This window comes from Brevundimonas sp. UBA5936 (assembly GCA_002430835.1).
Classification (GTDB): domain Bacteria; phylum Pseudomonadota; class Alphaproteobacteria; order Caulobacterales; family Caulobacteraceae; genus Brevundimonas.
Genome location: DJDA01000111.1, coordinates 13,631 through 28,067 on the forward strand (window position 1 = coordinate 13,631; position 14,437 = coordinate 28,067).

General features: G+C 66.6%; 15 protein-coding genes. 8 read left to right on the plus strand and 7 right to left on the minus strand.

Translation table 11 applies throughout. The features are described from left to right. Positions 1-160: 160 nt before the first annotated feature. The gene (locus tag B2Y21_RS10365) at positions 161-919 is read right to left on the minus strand and encodes a hypothetical protein (protein ID WP_292059531.1); all 759 of its coding nucleotides are present in this window, start codon (positions 917-919) and stop codon (positions 161-163) included. A 131-nt stretch (positions 920-1,050) separates the two neighbouring features. Between B2Y21_RS10365 and B2Y21_RS10370 the strand changes: the two genes are divergently transcribed. Continuing rightward, positions 1,051-1,656, plus strand: a complete 606-nt coding sequence (locus tag B2Y21_RS10370; RefSeq protein ID WP_292059533.1) for a TIGR00730 family Rossman fold protein — start codon at positions 1,051-1,053, stop codon at positions 1,654-1,656. A 115-nt stretch (positions 1,657-1,771) separates the two neighbouring features. Beyond that, positions 1,772-2,065 carry a CC_3452 family protein gene (locus tag B2Y21_RS10375; protein ID WP_292059536.1) on the plus strand — a complete coding sequence of 98 codons (294 nt, stop codon included), beginning with the start codon at positions 1,772-1,774 and terminating at the stop codon, positions 2,063-2,065. Between the two features lie 76 nt (positions 2,066-2,141). Here B2Y21_RS10375 and gltX read toward each other — a convergent pair whose 3' ends face one another. The 4 genes from gltX to B2Y21_RS10395 form a co-directional block, all read right to left on the minus strand. Then, a complete protein-coding gene (gltX, locus tag B2Y21_RS10380) occupies positions 2,142-3,476 on the minus strand; it encodes a glutamate--tRNA ligase (protein WP_292059538.1) in 1,335 nt (444 codons plus the stop codon). Between the two features lie 192 nt (positions 3,477-3,668). Beyond that, positions 3,669-4,043 carry a DUF4377 domain-containing protein gene (locus B2Y21_RS10385; protein ID WP_292059540.1) on the minus strand — a complete coding sequence of 125 codons (375 nt, stop codon included), beginning with the start codon at positions 4,041-4,043 and terminating at the stop codon, positions 3,669-3,671. Positions 4,044-4,173: 130 nt separating this feature from the next. After that, a complete protein-coding gene (dksA, locus tag B2Y21_RS10390) occupies positions 4,174-4,608 on the minus strand; it encodes an RNA polymerase-binding protein DksA (protein WP_292059542.1) in 435 nt (144 codons plus the stop codon). A 187-nt stretch (positions 4,609-4,795) separates the two neighbouring features. After that, complete coding sequence (locus tag B2Y21_RS10395; protein WP_292059544.1) at positions 4,796-5,224, minus strand: flagellar assembly protein FliX; 429 nt, start codon at positions 5,222-5,224, stop codon at positions 4,796-4,798. 184 nt (positions 5,225-5,408) lie between these two features. On the opposite strand from B2Y21_RS10395, the gene B2Y21_RS10400 reads away from it, so the two are divergent. Genes B2Y21_RS10400 through B2Y21_RS10415 form a run of 4 tightly spaced genes read left to right on the plus strand, consistent with a single transcriptional unit; the run spans position 5,409 to position 8,921 of the window. Further along, positions 5,409-6,527 (plus strand): flagellar basal body P-ring protein FlgI, encoded by a 1,119-nt coding sequence (locus B2Y21_RS10400; RefSeq protein WP_292059546.1) that lies wholly within the window; start codon positions 5,409-5,411, stop codon positions 6,525-6,527. Then, complete coding sequence (locus B2Y21_RS10405) at positions 6,527-6,835, plus strand: rod-binding protein (protein WP_292059548.1); 309 nt, start codon at positions 6,527-6,529, stop codon at positions 6,833-6,835. The genes B2Y21_RS10400 and B2Y21_RS10405 overlap by 1 nt, the downstream gene beginning before the upstream one ends. After that, on the plus strand, positions 6,832-7,272 hold the full coding sequence (locus tag B2Y21_RS10410) for a flagellar basal-body protein FlbY (protein ID WP_292059550.1): 441 nt from the start codon (positions 6,832-6,834) through the stop codon (positions 7,270-7,272). Before B2Y21_RS10405 ends, B2Y21_RS10410 begins: the two co-directional genes overlap by 4 nt. A gap of 47 nt (positions 7,273-7,319) precedes the next feature. Beyond that, positions 7,320-8,921, plus strand: coding sequence for an EAL domain-containing protein (locus B2Y21_RS10415; protein WP_292059551.1), 1,602 nt, complete (start codon positions 7,320-7,322; stop codon positions 8,919-8,921). Here B2Y21_RS10415 and B2Y21_RS10420 read toward each other — a convergent pair. After that, positions 8,894-10,495 (minus strand): ABC-F family ATP-binding cassette domain-containing protein, encoded by a 1,602-nt coding sequence (locus B2Y21_RS10420; RefSeq protein WP_292059554.1) that lies wholly within the window; start codon positions 10,493-10,495, stop codon positions 8,894-8,896. The two genes, B2Y21_RS10415 and B2Y21_RS10420, sit on opposite strands and share 28 nt — an antisense overlap. Then, the gene (locus B2Y21_RS10425) at positions 10,461-10,598 is read right to left on the minus strand and encodes a hypothetical protein (RefSeq protein WP_003165247.1); all 138 of its coding nucleotides are present in this window, start codon (positions 10,596-10,598) and stop codon (positions 10,461-10,463) included. Before B2Y21_RS10425 ends, B2Y21_RS10420 begins: the two co-directional genes overlap by 35 nt. Before the next feature lie 130 nt (positions 10,599-10,728). On the opposite strand from B2Y21_RS10425, the gene B2Y21_RS10430 reads away from it, so the two are divergent. Together B2Y21_RS10430 and uvrA are read left to right on the plus strand one after the other, a co-directional pair. Further along, positions 10,729-11,292, plus strand: a complete 564-nt coding sequence (locus tag B2Y21_RS10430) for a group III truncated hemoglobin (RefSeq protein WP_292059556.1) — start codon at positions 10,729-10,731, stop codon at positions 11,290-11,292. Positions 11,293-11,390: 98 nt separating this feature from the next. After that, entirely contained in the window at positions 11,391-14,330 is a 2,940-nt protein-coding gene (gene uvrA / locus B2Y21_RS10435) for an excinuclease ABC subunit UvrA (protein ID WP_292059558.1), read from the plus strand. The last annotated feature ends 107 nt before the right edge of the window (positions 14,331-14,437 follow it).

A 14,437-nucleotide genomic window follows, 5' to 3' on the forward strand; every position in this document is an offset into this window, starting at 1 on the left:
TGTCCGTCGCACTTGGCGCCGACGCACAAGAAAAAAGCCCGACGCAGTGAGCATCGGGCTGAAAGTCGTTTGGTGATGGTGGGTGTCCTCGAAGAAAGAAGACCCTCTCTTGATCAACTGGTTTGGTTAACGCCGCATTAACGACGGTCGTCCCTTGAATTCAGGCACTGGGATCAGGGAACCAAGTCGTCTGGCGCGCCGCGCCTGATAGCTGGCGTGTGACCCGCCATCCTTCTCCTGCCCGCTCGACGCGGTCAACGGGCGCACCAGGGCCTGGATAGTGGAAGATGCGCCCATCCACCTCAATATCGCTTGCCCGATCACCCACAACGGGAACGACAACGCCCCAGCGACCATGCGAATCCGCCACGCCCTGGGCCGTGCCTCCTCCGGCCCGGACTGCGACTTTTCGACCAGGGTCGGCTCGGCCGGAGGCGATCAGACCGCGTCCGTCGCCGTCCAAGGCGTCCAGACTCGGTCCCGGCGTCAGGCGCAGGCTGGCGCCGCCGTCGGTCAACAAGGCGGCCAGACGCTCGCCTTCACCCACCACCAACAGACGTTGCGGTCCCGGCGTCGTCGCCTGCCCGATCTGGATCTCAGGCGTCAGAATCTGCCCGACCGCCGCTGGACCGACATGCAGCTCGAAACGTCCCTGCGCATCTGCGGCGGCGGCCACGGCAGAACCATCCGTGCCGCTGAGGATCACACGCGCGCCAGGTGCGGCTTCTCCTCGCACCAGGGCGCCTCCAGACGCCTGGGACAACACGCTGATGATGCGCGGCGTCGCCATCCAGTCGCCGTCCTGCACTTCGGCGGCATCGGCTTCCGCATCGCTCTTGGGAGCGCCGCAAGCCGAAAGCGCTGTCGCCAGTCCCAGCGCCAGGCTCAAACTCAGTCGCAGGCCGATCCTTCGTTCCATCCTGTCCCGCATCGCTATAAGGCTGTCTGTCCAGATAGACGGCTCCGTTCGCTAGGCCCAGCCCCTTCGGCGCGGCCCGCTTGGCGCTCCCCGCCTGTCTTCACTTGCCGCCCGAGGTCACCAAAGGTTCCATGTCCCTGCCCTCCGTCAACATCGCCCCGTTCGAGGGCCAATCCGTCTGCCTGTTCTGCGGCTCTTCCGACGGGACCGATCCGCGTTACATCCAGGCGGCCGCGGAGTTCGGCAAGGCGACGGCCGAAGCGGGTTGGCGCTTCGTCTATGGCGGCGGCGGCGTGGGCCTGATGGGCGCCTCGGCGCGTGCAGCGCATGAAGCGGGCGGTCGCGTCGTCGGCATCATGCCCGCCTTCCTGCGCAGCCGCGAACGCCTGTTCGACGATGTGGAGACGATCGTCGTCACCTCCATGCACGAACGCAAACAACTGATGTACGACGAATCCGACGTCTTCGTCGTCGCGCCCGGCGGGGTCGGCACGCTGGAAGAGGTGGTTGAACTGCTGTCGTGGAAGCGGCTGGACCTGCACGCCAAGCCCGTCATCTTCTTGAATCTGGACGGTTTCTGGGACGGCTTCTTCACCTTGATCGAACACACGGTCGAAAAGGGCATGACGCCGGCCAGCTTCCTGGAGGCCTATGTCAGCGTCGATTCGGTCGAGGCCGCGATCGAAGCCATGAAATCAGCTCAGGACACGCCCCACTTGCAACATGATCGTCGGTAAGTAAACGTGCGTCAGTAACGCCGATCCGTCAGGCGAGAAGCTGGATTGACAGTTTTCTTAAAAAACGGCCTATGGCGATGCTGGGCGTGCGCCCCACCCTTATCGGAGACTGTTCATGCGTGCTCTTCTCGCCGCCGTCGCCCTGTTCGCGGCCGCCCCTGCCTTCGCCCAGGCCCCGGCCACCAGCGCCACCCTGGCTGACGCCGCCAAGGCCCCGACCGGCCGTGTGATCGTCGACGGCGCCACCTGGCGCTGCGAAGGCGACGCCTGCACCGCCACCGGCGGCTCCAACCAGCCCGCGACGCGCGCGTGCCGTCGCGTGGTCGCCAAGATCGGCCCGGTGACCAGCTTCTCCTACAAGGGCCAGGCCCTGAGCGCAGAAGAGATCGCCGCCTGCAACGCGGGCTGATCTCGACTTCAGTCCTGAATGAAAAAGGCCGCCTTCATGACGAGGGCGGCCTTTCTTCTATCCGTTAGGCGGACCGTCAGGCGGTTTCGCCCTTCAGGCGCTGGATCATACGTTCGCGCCCGATCAGCGGGATCATGGCCGCCATGTCCGGTCCGTGCGCCTGACCCGTCAGGATCAGACGGAGCGGCATGAACAGACCCTTGCCCTTGGCGCCGGTCTTGTCCTTCACCGCCGAGGTCCACGTCGACCAGGCGTCGGCGTCAATGGTTTCGGGCAGCAGTTCCAGAGCCGCGGCGGCGAAGGCGGCGTCCTCGATCACCGGCGTCACCGGCCCCGTAACGATCTTCGCCATCTCAACAACGTCGCCGAATTTGCTGAGGTTGCCCTTCACCGTGTTCCAGAAGGTCTCGCCCAAGTCGACGCCCAGGGTTTCCAGGCGCGGCTGGGCGGCGGCGTAGTCGATCCCGTGCACCGCCTGGGCGTTCAGGCGATCCAGATCGGTCGTGTCATAGCGGGCGGGCGAACGGCCCATCTTGGAGAAGGCGAAGGCCTCGCCCAGTTCCTGCAGGGAAGCGGCGACCTCCAGATTGTCCGAGGTGCCGATCTTGCCCAGGTGGCTGGTGATGGCGATCGGCTCATAGCCGTCGGCGCGCATGTCCATGATGGCCAGCGAGCCCAGACGCTTGGACAGGGCCGTGCCGTCGGCGCCGACCAGCAGCGGCATATGGGCGAAGCCGGGAACCTTGGCCCCCAGCGCCTCGAAGATTTCGATCTGGGCGCCGGTGTTGGTGACGTGGTCCTCGCCCCGGATGATGTGGGTGATCTCCATGTCGATGTCGTCGACAACCGACGGCAGCGTATAGAGGAACAGCCCGTCCTCGCGGATCAGCACCGGGTCGGACATGGAGGCGGTGTCCACCTCGGCATGGCCGCGCGCCAGGTCCTCCCAGGCGACGCGCTTGCCTTCCAGCTTGAAGCGCCAGTGCGGACGGCGCCCCTCGGCCTCCAGCGCGGCCTTTTCAGCATCTGTCAGCGACAGGGCGGCGCGGTCATAGATGGGCGGCAGGCCGCGCGACAACTGCACCTTGCGGCGACGGTCCAGTTCATCGGCGGTTTCATAGCAGGGATAGAGGCGGCCATCGGCCTTCAGCTTGGCGGCGGCCTCTTCATAACGGTCGAACCGCTTGGACTGGTTGTAGCGTTCGTCCCAGGTCAGGCCGAGCCACTTCAGGTCGATCTCAATGTTGTCTTCCGACTCCTGCGTCGAACGGACCAGGTCGGTGTCGTCGATGCGCAGCACGAAGCTGCCGCCCTGCCCCTTGGCGAACAGCCAGTTCACCAGAGCCGTGCGGACATTGCCGACGTGCAGCTTACCCGTGGGAGACGGAGCGAAACGAACCTTGACGGACATGAGGATCCTGCGAGCCTGAAAGCGAAGGCGGCCGGGCGGCCCGCCGCAGACCATGATGATCCGGGCAGGGCGTCCAGTCTCTGAAAACGTCGAAAAGGCGTCGCACCTGTGCAGGCGCGACGCCGTTCCGATAAGCGTCTAGGTCGATCACGTCCCCCTCGAAGTCAAGAGAAACGCGACCGGAACCCCTGATCAGTTCTGCGCCGGCTTCTGGTCCAGAATCTCGATCAGCGCCCAGCGGATGGAAGACGCATCGGCCGGCGGATTGGCGACCGGCGTACCGCGAACGCGCAGGCGGTACTCCACGCCCGGCTTATGCTCGAAGCCTTCGTAGCCAAAATAGTGCAGTTCCCAGGGCCCGTTCTCGGTCTCACGCACCTGCAGGCAGGTCGTCCGCGCCACGCCCGCCGTGCATGGGCGCATTTCAGAGGCCACGTAGACAACCTTCTCCACAACGCCGCCCTGCCCCGCAGGGACCAGCGGCGCGGATTCGACAGTCGATGTCTGGGCGCAGGCCCCCAGCGCCAACAAGGCGACAGCCGAAAGAGAGGCGAACGTACGGGTCATGAAACATCCTTGCATAGATTAAGAGCAACGACGGCAGATCAACGCCGTCGTTGCGCTTATCGCAGCGCAAAATGGCTCAAGCTTGGAGCAAACCCGAACTTTTCGTCATTTGACGAAAGTTTGCATCGCTTCAGTCGTCGCGGTGAACCCGCTCACGACGTTCATGCCGCTCCTGAGCCTCCACCGACAAGGTCGCCGTCGGGCGAGCCTCCAGGCGACCCAGGCCGATCGGCTCGCCGGTGTCCTCGCAATAGCCGTAAGAGCCGTCCTCGATCCGGCGCAGCGCGTCGTCGATCTTGGAGATCAGCTTGCGTTGCCGGTCGCGCGTCCGAAGCTCCAGCGCGCGATCGGATTCCGACGAGGCCCGGTCCACCAGGTCTGGGTGGTTCTCGGTCTCGGCTTTCAGATTGGTGACGGTGCCCTTCGACTCGCGAAGAATGTCATCCTTCCAGGACAAGAGCTTGGTCTTGAAATAGGCGACCTGCCGTTCGTTCATGAACGGTTCGTCGTCGGTCGGCCGATAAACAGCCGTATCCCCGGACACTACAGAGGCCAATGCGGTCATCGCACTCACACTCATTCCCTAATCGCGCCCCCCTGCGGCGCATGGGCCGTATAGGCAAGCGCAAGAGTCGCGGCAATGGCGTTCGCGAGTCCGTGATATGGCTAAGCTACGCTTCCGCAGGGGCAGTGTGGCGAATTATCCTCACAAAGCCCCGGAAATCCGGGGTTCAGCCGAAGTTTCAACGCCTTCAAGCGCGCGACCGGCTTATTTCCGCTTTTGCCAATTCCACCGAAGCGCGCAGGTCGATCTGGTCCAGCACAGCTTTCAGGCCCGGCTCAGCGTCCTCATCGCGCTCTTCGCGCAGGTCACGGGCCAGACGCCCCAGAGCCGCCGCCCCGTCCTGACCGCCCAGCAGCGCCAGCTTCAGCTCGTCCAGTCGATCCAGCAGACCCGAGCCCCGGCGAATGGCGCGACGGCGGCGCTCCGTCGGGTCTTCCACGCCCTGCAACGCCATCAGAGCCGCAGCGCTCGCGACGCCTGACGCGGATGAGGTCGCGCCGGCCTGCGCCGCAGAGGCCGCGCCCCCTGTCGTCGGCAAGGCGAAACCACCCGCAGCACGTGCAGCGGGTCGCGTGGTCGGCGTCGAAGCGGCGCCCAAGGGTCCGGTGACCTTCATGCAAGACGTCTCCTTCTACGTTTCCCACCATGCCCTCAGGGGCTGAAGTCTTGGTTAACGGCCCGGCAAAACCTGCCGCTAGGCGCTGGACTGAAGATCATCCGGCATTGAATTCACTTACGTTTTCTTCCGGCACGATCCTCGCATGGTTAATCACGAACGCTCACGCAGGGACGTCTGTCGTATGCAGAAGTTGCTTACCGCCCTTATCGGCCCGGCTATCGCGGCCCTGGTTCTCGCCGCCCAGCCGGGCGCGGCCGAGGCCCAGTCGCGCATCAAGGACATCGTCTCCATCGAGGGAGTCCGCTCGAACCAACTGGTCGGATACGGCCTGGTGGTCGGCCTGAACGGCACGGGCGACAGCGTCCGCAACTCCCCCTTCACCCGCCAGTCGCTGGAGGGGATGATGGAGCGCCAGGGCGTCAACATCCGCGGCGCCAACCTGAACACCAAGAACGTGGCCGCCGTCATGGTCACGGCGGAACTGCCGCCCTTCGCCACGCCCGGCTCGCGGCTGGACGTCAGCGTCTCGGCCATGGGCGACGCCAAGAGCCTGCTGGGCGGCACGCTGCTGGTCACCGCCCTGCAGGGCGCTGACGGCGAAATCTACGCTGTGTCGCAAGGTTCGGTTCAGACCGGCGCCGTCTCGGCCTCGGGCGGCTCCGGCTCCTCGATCACCCGCGGCGTTCCCACGGCGGGCCGCATCGCCTCGGGCGGCGTGGTCGAGCGCGAGACCGGCTTCGACCTCGGCTCCATGCCGGTGGTGCGCTTGAACCTGCGCAATCCGGACTTCACCACGGCCCAGCGCATCGCCGCCGCCATCAACCAGATCTACCCTCAGAGCGCCTTCGCCGAAAACGGCACCGTGGTCGCCATCCGCGCGCCCCAGAACTTCGGCATGGCCGGCTTCCTCAGCCGGGTCGAGAACCTGCCGGTCCAGATCGATTCCCCGGCCAAGGTCATTATCGACGAGGTCAACGGCGTCATCGTCATGGGCGAGGCCGTCCGCATCTCGACCGTGGCCGTGGCCCAAGGCAACCTGACCGTCTCGGTCCAGGAGACCCCTCTGGTCAGCCAGCCCGAGCCGTTCAGCCGTGGCGGCCAGACCGTCGTCGTGCCCCAGTCGGACATCAGCATCTCCGAGGAAACCGGACGCCAGATGCGGATCGTGGGCGGCTCGACCTCCCTGTCCACCCTGGTCAACGGCCTGAACGCCCTCGGCGTCAGCCCGCGCGACATGATCAGCATCCTGCAGGCCATCAAGGCCGCCGGAGCCCTGCAAGCCGAAATCGAGGTGATCTGATGAGCCCCCTCGCCGTCTCTCCCGACCTGCTACGCGCCAACGCCTCCGCCAATCCGGCCCCGTCGGAGAACCAGAAGGCCATGCGCCGCACGGCCGAAGCCTTCGAGGCCAGCTTCCTGTCGCAGATGATGAAGCCGATGTTCGAGGGCCTGAGCACCGAAGCGCCCTTCGGCGGCGGCGCTGGCGAGGCCGCCTGGCGCGGCTTCTTGGTCGACGCCATGGCGCAGCAGACGGTGAAGGCGGGCGGCGTCGGCCTGGCCGACAGCGTCCTGGCCCAGATGATCAAAATGCAGGAGCAAGGCGCATGACCGCCGATGTCGAAACCGCCGCCCTGCGCGTGCAACACCTGACGCGCCTGACCCGCGACCTGACCGCGCGCCTGTCGTTGGAAATGGAGGCGCTGCGCGCCCATCGCGCCCAGGATCTGAACGAGGGGATGGCCCAGACGCAGGAGATGGCCAACCTCTATCGTCGCGAATCCGCCCAGGTGAAAGCCAACCCGGCCGCCATCGCCGTCGCGCCGGAGGCCGATCGTCACGCCCTGATCAAGGCGACCGAGGCCTTTGAAGCGGTGCTGGCCGAGCACGCCGTGACCGTGGAAGCGGCGCGCCAAGTCTCCGAAGGCCTGGTCCGCACCATCGCTGCCGAGGTGGCGGGCGCCCGCGCACAGGGCGTGGGCTATGGCGCTTCTGGCCAGGCCATGCAGGGCGACGGGCGGGCTGTGGCGTTGAATCGCACCGCCTGACGCCAACCGTCGCCATTCCTTAACAGCCCGCGTCCTATGGCTTTGGCATGACCCTGACCCCGCGCCTTCTGGGCCTGGCCTTCGCCGCCGCCGACGCCCTGATCGAAGTCGATCAGCATGGCGTGGTGCGCATCGCCCTGGGTTCAGGCGCCGTCGCGGGCCAGCAGACGGCCGCCTGGGTCGGTCATCCCCTCAGCGACCGCCTGTCGATCAACAGCGCGACGGCTCTTCAGAATCTGCTGGGAGCGCTTCGTCCCGGTCAGCGCAGTCCGGCCGCCGAGGTGCTGGTCGACTGCGGCGACGGCCGGATGCGCCGCGCCACCCTGCGCGCCTTCGCCCTGCCTGATATTGCTCCGGCGCAGTCCTGCGCCCTGTCCTATGAAGGCGAGCCCTTTGTCGTCGAGGACACGCCCCTTCCCGTCGGCGCCCCGACCAGAGACGCCGAAGGCTTCCTCAACCATGCCCGCGCCGGTCTGGCGGGCGGCGAGACAGGCGCCCTGCAGCGGCTGGCTCTCGCCTTCATCGACGTAAACGGCCTGCAAGGCGTCGACCCGGCCACGCTGGAGCGGGTTCACAGCCGTATCGGCGCGACCCTGAACGCCGCCTCTCACGACGGCGCCAGCGCGGGTCAGTTGACGCCTGATCGCTACGCCCTGATCCGCAATCTGGACGACACGCGCGACCTGGCGGCGGAAATGCAGAAGGCTGGTCAGGCCGAGGGTCTGGCCCTGTCCGCCATCGCCACCCAGAGCGCCTTGGGCGGCGACGCCGCCTCGGCCCTGCGCGCCATGCGCTTCGCCATCGAAGGCTGTTTGAAGGACGGCGGGATGGATCAGCCTGAACTGTCCTTCGCCGATTCCCTGCAACGCACGCTGAAGGACGCCGAACGCTTCCGCAGCATCGTGCGCGACCGCGAGTTCGCCCTCTATTACCAGCCCATCGTCGACCTGAAGACGCGGGCCGTGCATCACTTCGAGGCCCTGGCTCGCTTCGGCAAGGGATCCGGCCCAGCCGCCGCCATCCGCATGGCCGAGGAACTGGCCCTGATCGAAGGCTTCGACCTGGCCGTGGCCGAAAAGGCGGTGCGGCGCCTGCGCGAGCCAGGCGGCGGCCTGCTGAAGATCGCCGTCAACGTCTCGGGCGCCTCTCTGGCCAATGACGCCTATGTCGCCGCCCTGTTGAAGATGACCGCCTCCGCGCCCGACTACCGGCGCAGCCTGATGGTCGAGGTGACGGAGACCGCCGCCCTGGCCGATCTGGCCGCCGCCGACCGCCGTCTGGGCGCCCTGCGCAATGCGGGGATCAAGGTCTGCATCGACGACTTCGGGGCGGGCTCGGCCTCATTCGACTATCTGCGCGGCCTGTCGGTCGATGCGGTGAAGATCGACGGCGCCCTGGTGCGCGATATCGACATCGACGCCCGCACGCGCACCCTGGTCGCCCACCTGGTCGAACTGTGCGGCTCGCTGGACCTGGAGACCATCGCCGAGATGATCGAGACGGATCAGGTCGCCGACGCCCTGCGCGATCTTGGCGTCACCCACGGTCAGGGCTGGCTGTTCGGGCGCGCCGAGGCCGAGCCGCGCACCATACTGAACACCCCCGCGATCCGCGGCCGCCGTCAGGGGGTGGTCGAAGGCTGGAGCTGACCGCCCTTCAGCACAAGGGTCCGGTCGACGCCCAGATTCGTCAGAAAATCTGCATCGTGGCTGACCACCACCAGAGCGCCGTCATAGCCTGACAGGGCGGCTTCGACCGCTTCGACGGAATCGATGTCCAGATGGTTGGTGGGTTCGTCCAGCACCAGCAGTTGCGGCGGCTGCGCGCCCGTCATGATGCAGGCCAGCGCCGCGCGCAGCCGCTCTCCGCCCGACAGTTCGCCCACACGTCGATCCGCCTGCACGTTGCGGAACAGAAAGCGCGCCAGCGCCGCTCTCGCCGCGTTCGGCGTTCCTTGCGGGTTCAGTCGCAGCCAAGCCTCGACCAGAGTTTCGTCCGGTTTCAGCATCGCCGCCTGCTGATCCAGCAGAGCCGCTCGGACCGGCCGCTCGACCATCCCTGACGAAGGCTCGATCAAGCCCGCAATCAGCTTCAACAGCGTCGTCTTGCCCGCTCCGTTGGGACCGACCACGGCGACGCGCTCCGGCCCGGTCAGGCGCAGCGAAAGCGGGCCCAGCAGGCGGCGCCCGTCATCGGCCGTCACAACCGCCTCACTCAAATTCAGCGCCGTGCGCCCGCCAGGCAGGCCCGTCGGCGGCATGGCCAGCGCCATCTGGCGCACGCGCTCGACCCGCTCGCGCGCCTCGGTCAGGTCGGCCTCGACCGCCTGACGCTTGCGTTCGGCCAGACGCTGACCGCGCGCGCCGCTCTCCTCGGCCCGCTGGGCCTGAGCGTCGAGCAATATCTTGGGATCGGAGCTGTTGGCGCGCGCCGCCTTGCCTGCGCGGTCGCGTCGGGCCTGACGTTCCTGCGCCGCCTGATTTTCACGCTGCACGCGGCCGACGGCGCGTTCGGCCTGCTCCAGATCTCGCTCGGCGGCGGCCCGCTCGGCGTCACGGCGCTCGACATACAGATCCCAGCCGCCGCCATGCACCCGCGCGCCCAGGCCGGAAAGCTCCACGATGCGATCCACGCGGCGCAGCAAGGCGCGGTCGTGACTGACCAGCACCACCCCGCCCGGCCACTCGGCCACGACATCGGCGATCATGGCGCGGGCCTCGGCGTCCAGATGGTTGGTCGGCTCGTCCAGCACCAGAAGGTCCGGCGCTGCCAGCTTCAGACCCGCCAGCCGCAGCCGCGTCTGTTCGCCGCCGCTGAGGTCCGCCGTGCGGCGGTTCAGCGCCAGATCAGCCAGACCGACCTCGGCCAACGCCGCCTGGATCCGCTCTTCCAGCGTCCAGTCCGCCTCGGCCATGTCATCCAGCGAACCGTCGCCCGCCAGCACTCGGCGCAAAACGGCCAGAGGCGCAGCGACGCCCAGCGTATCGGCGACCGTCTCATCATCAGCCGGAGTCTGCGCCTGCGCCAGCCAACCGACGGTTCCGGCGCGTGTGATCGCGCCTTCAGCAGGCGCGCTCAGACCGGCGACAAGGCGCAGCAGCGTGGTCTTGCCCACGCCGTTGCGACCCACGACGGCCGTGCGTTCGCGCCCGAAGGCGAGCGTCAGATTGTCGAAGAGGCCTCTACCGTCAGGCGTGCGGGCCGCGACGCTGTTGAGCGTCACGAGCGCGGATGCGGACCGGTTTGGGCTTGGGTTGAGCGAGGACATAGGCGAACACGAGCAGCGGAACGGAAAGGGCGAAACCGATTTCCAGGGTGCTGATCATGATCGTCGCGCCTCCTCACTGATGCGTTGGCTGAGTGAAGGATGGGGACGGACGTTTCGTAACGCAACCCCCAATTTGCGGCGCAGCTTTCGCAATGCAGCGAGAACCGCCGCCTTGGACAATCGGCGTCATGGCCTTCGTCGTCATCGCTTCCTATCTTCCCGGCATGAGCACGCCCGACCGTCCCGTCGCCTTCCGCATCGATCGTCCTGCGCCAGATCGAGCCGAAGCCGCCGCCCGTCGCGAAGCCGCCGTCGCCCGCATCCGCGCCGAGACCGGCATCGACGAAGCCATGATCGACGCCCTGGTCGAGGGCTTCTACGCCAAGGTGCGCGAAGACGACGTCATCGGCCCGATCTTCGCCGCCCATATCGACGACTGGGGCCCGCATCTGGAGCAGATGAAGCTGTTCTGGTCGTCCGTCGCCCTATCCACCGGCGTCTATCAGGGGCGGCCCATGCCGAAGCACCTGCCCCTGCCGATCGACGCGCGTCATTTCGATCACTGGCTGGGGTTGTTCGAAGCCACCGCCCGCGAACTATGCCCGCCCGTCGCCGCCGAACACTTCATCGTCCGCGCGCACCGCATCGCCGAAAGCCTGGAGCTGGGCGTCGCCAACGCCAACGGCGTGCTGGTCGGTCCCGGTGAACGCTACCGCCGCCCGGAAACGCCGTGGACGCCTGAAGCAGGCTAGAAGTTCTCATATTGTTCTTGCTGTTTCCGGCAAATTGATCCCCATATAGCGTCGTCGCCCCGGACCGTTTTCGGGGTCTCCCGCGTTCCTCGGATCACATGATCGAAAAGCACAACTTCATCCGCGTTCGCGGCGCCCGCGAGCACAACCTCAAGGGCGTCGATCTCGACATTCCGCGCGAGCAGCTGGTGGTCATGACCGGCCTGTCGGGGTCGGGCAAATCCTCGTTGGCGTTCGACACCATCTATGCCGAGGGCCAGCGCCGCTACGTCGAGAGCCTGTCGGCCTATGCGCGCCAGTTCCTGGAACTGATGGGCAAGCCGGACGTGGACCTGATCGAGGGCCTGTCCCCGGCCATTTCCATCGAACAGAAGACGACGTCGAAGAACCCGCGCTCGACCGTCGGCACGGTCACCGAGATTCACGACTACATGCGTCTGCTCTGGGCGCGCGTGGGCGTTCCCTATTCGCCGGCCACCGGCCTGCCGATCGAGAGCCAGACCGTCAGCCAGATGGTCGACAAGCTGACCGCCCTGCCCGACGGCGAGCGCATCCTGCTGCTGGCGCCGGTCGTTCGCGGCCGCAAGGGCGAGTACAAGAAGGAAATGGCCGAGTGGCAGCGTCAGGGCTTCCAGCGGCTGAAGATCGACGGTGAATTCTACGCCATCGAAGACGCCCCCACGCTCGACAAGAAGTTCAAGCACGACATCGATATCGTCGTCGATCGCATTGTAACTAAAGAAGGTCTTGAGCCGAGATACGCCGACAGCATCCAGACCGCCCTGGGCCTGGCTGAGGGTATCGCCACGGCGGAGTGGGCCAGTGCGCCGGAGGGCGAAGAGCCCCGCCGCATCGTCTTCTCCGAAAAGTTCGCCTGCCCCGTTTCGGGCTTCACCATCAGCGAGATCGAGCCGCGGCTGTTCTCGTTCAACAACCCCTTCGGCGCCTGTCCGGCCTGTGACGGCCTGGGGGTCAAGCTGGCCTTCGACGCCGATCTGGTGATCCCGGACCGCGACAAGACCCTGCACAAGGGCGCGGTGGCGCCGTGGGCGCGCGGCCCGTCGCCCCTCTATACGCAGACGCTGCAGTCGCTAGCGCTGCACTACGGCTTCTCGATGGACAAGGCGTGGCGCGACCTGCCGGAGAAGGCGCAGAGCGTCATCCTGCGCGGCTCGGGCGGCGACAAGATCAAGTTCGTCTATGACGACAACGCCCGCAAATACGAGGTCTCCAAGCCGTTCGAGGGCGTGCTGCCGAACCTGGAGCGCCGCTGGCGCGAGACCGACAGCGCCTGGGTGCGCGAGGAGCTGGGCCGCTACCAGTCCGAAACGCCGTGTGAGGTCTGCGGCGGCAAGCGCCTGAAGCCCGAAGCCCTGGCGGTCAAGGTCGGTGGCGAGGACATCGCCGACATCTCCAACCTGTCGATCTCCAAAGCCTTCTTGTGGTTCTCGACGCTGGAAGACGCTCTGACCGAAAAACAGATCGAGATCGCCCGGCGCATCCTGAAAGAGATCACCGACCGGCTGCGTTTCCTGAACAACGTCGGGCTGGACTATCTGAACCTGTCGCGTTCGTCCGGCACCCTGTCGGGCGGCGAGAGCCAGCGCATCCGTCTGGCGTCACAGATCGGCTCGGGCCTGACCGGCGTCCTCTATGTGCTGGACGAGCCGTCCATTGGCCTGCACCAGCGCGACAACACCCGCCTGCTGGACAGCCTGAAGGGGCTGCGCGACCTCGGCAACTCGGTGCTGGTGGTCGAGCATGATGAAGAGGCCATCCTGACGGCCGACTACGTCATCGACATGGGTCCGGCCGCCGGCGTTCACGGCGGCACGGTCTGCGCCGAGGGCACGCCCGCCGAGGTAATGGCCAACCCCAACTCCCTGACCGGCCAGTACCTGACCGGCGCGCGCGAGATCGAACTGCCGCCCGAGGGCCGCAGACCGATCGACCGCAAGCGGATGCTGAAGGTCTCGGGCGCCACGGGCAATAATCTGAAGAACGTCACGGGCGAGATCCCGGTCGGCGTCTTCACCTGCATCACCGGCGTCTCGGGCGGCGGCAAGTCGACCTTCACCATCGAGACGCTCTACAAGGCCGCCGCGCGGCGTCTGAACAATGCGTCCGACGCCCCCGCCCCCTTCGACCGCATCGAGGGGCTGGAGCATTTTGACAAGGTCATCGACATCGACCAGTCGCCGATCGGCCGCACCCCGCGCTCAAACCCGGCGACCTATACCGGCGCCTTCGGCCCGATCCGCGACTGGTACGCGGGCCTGCCCGAGGCCAAGGCGCGCGGCTATGGCCCCGGCCGCTTCAGCTTCAACGTCAAGGGCGGGCGCTGCGAGGCGTGTCAGGGCGACGGCGTCATCAAGATCGAGATGCACTTCCTGCCCGACGTCTACGTCACCTGCGACGTCTGCAAGGGCAAACGTTACAACCGTGAGACGCTAGAAATCGTCTTTAAAGGCAAGAGCATATCCGACGTTCTGGATATGACGGTGGAAGAGGCCGCGCGTTTCTTCACCGCCGTGCCGTCAATCCGCGACAAGATGCTGACGCTGGAGCGGGTGGGCCTGGGCTACGTCAAGGTCGGCCAGCCCGCCACCACCCTGTCCGGCGGCGAGGCGCAGCGGGTCAAGCTGTCGAAGGAACTGTCGAAACGGGCGACCGGCAAGACGCTGTACATCCTCGACGAGCCGACGACCGGCCTGCATTTCGAGGACACGCGCAAGCTGCTGGAGGTGCTGCAGGAGTTGGTCGAGAACGGCAACACTATCGTCGTGATCGAGCACAACCTCGACGTCATCAAGGTGGCCGACCACCTGCTGGACTTCGGCCCCGAGGGCGGCGACGGAGGTGGCGAGATCGTCGCCGTCGGCACGCCGGAACAGGTCGCGGCGAACCCCGCCAGTTGGACCGGCCGCTATTTGAAGGAGGTGCTGGACCGGCATGAGGAACGCCGCAAGGGCCGCATCGCCGCTCTGACCGCCGAACCTGCGCCCGCCAAACGCGCCAAGGCCCGCAAGAGCGCCTGAACTGTTTCCAATCCGCTCACCCCGGCATCCGCCGGGATGAGCGGGATGTGATGGTCAGACTCAACAGAAACGCCGCGCCCCTCGCGGAGCGCGGCGTTTTCATTTCC